Here is a 1,197-nt window from a genome sequence, read left to right on the forward strand (position 1 = left end):
CACAGTACATTTTCACAAAACCCGGTTTCGTTTACGCCAGCGGCGAGGTTGAGACCCAAGCTTTTGTCGCCGTCTTTATGGTTGACACTCGCCCAGCGCCAGCTCGTTTCCCTTCGCATGTAACCCGCCGAGAAATCATAACCCGCAGCAACCTGTGACAGATCTTGCTCTTCACCCAGAATAAATAGATTCCCTGTTACCGTCAGCGCGTTGTGTTTTTGTGTATACGTCCATCCGGAGTAACCCGTTGGCGTAGAGAGCATAAGAGGCAAACTTTGTGGCTGTGGATGCAGTGTAATGTTGGCGTTAACGGAAGGCGTCACAAACTGAACATGCCACTGCCCTTCCTCAATAGAGAACTGAATCGTCTTGTTCGCGAGATGTGCTTTGCTCAACCAGCTCGATGGTTGAGTCTGATAGCCAAGCTGACAAGGTTTAAGCCATTGCTGCTCGGTGAGTGAATTGCGCTTAATATCGAACAAATAACAAAATCCGGAGGCCAAATAGCGAATATCGGCAATAGCAATCCCGACGACATAGTCAGGCGTCACGAGAGACACGAACTGGAACTGCTTGTAATCGAAATGTTTTCGCCACTTCGATACAGGATTGTCCATCTCATTGAGATATTGAAATGACTCTAAATCGAGTGATCTTGGAATCGCCGACAAGTGCCCAAAAACCGGCATACCATCTTGCTGAATAAATGAGTCCAAAGGCTTAATTACGTCCATGATTCTGACTTGGCTAATCACACATGGCACAATGTTAACATTAAGTTAACAACAAACGAGTTGCGCGACTGCACAACAATCACGCATTTAAGGCAGGCAACGAAGCAATAGTGTGAAACAGATCACTCATATCTCATTACTATCATTGCGATTTAGAGTTTTAGCTTAGTTGTAGAGCATTAATCAGAATGAAGAATATTGGTCACGATCTCCGTTTTCACCGAATTCGCGATAAAACAGTTTTCATGCGCCATGTGATGCATTTTTTCCAATTGCTCATAGCTTGGCTGCTTATCACCAGAAAATACAACTTTCGGATTTAACACCACTCTCGAAACCCACTCTTTTCCATTTTCACCAACGGCCAACTCCCCTTCAGCTGCATCAACATAAGAGTCGATCACATAACGACGCTTTGCTGCAATCGAAAGGAAAACCAACATATGGCAACTAGAAAGTGCCG

General features: G+C 45.0%; 2 protein-coding genes. Both read right to left on the bottom strand.

Annotated features, from left to right (window positions below; translation table 11 throughout):
- On the bottom strand, positions 1 to 734 hold a 734-nt coding region (locus tag R7Q38_RS23990; RefSeq protein WP_318114560.1), incomplete at its 3' end, for a DUF2804 domain-containing protein.
- A 179-nt stretch (positions 735 to 913) separates the two neighbouring features.
- A partial coding sequence (locus tag R7Q38_RS23995; protein ID WP_318114562.1) for an OsmC family protein occupies positions 914 to 1,197 on the bottom strand: 284 nt, incomplete at its 5' end.

Origin of the sequence: Vibrio sp. Vb0598 (assembly GCF_033338935.1) — a bacterium.
GTDB classification, from domain to species: domain Bacteria; phylum Pseudomonadota; class Gammaproteobacteria; order Enterobacterales; family Vibrionaceae; genus Vibrio; species Vibrio alginolyticus.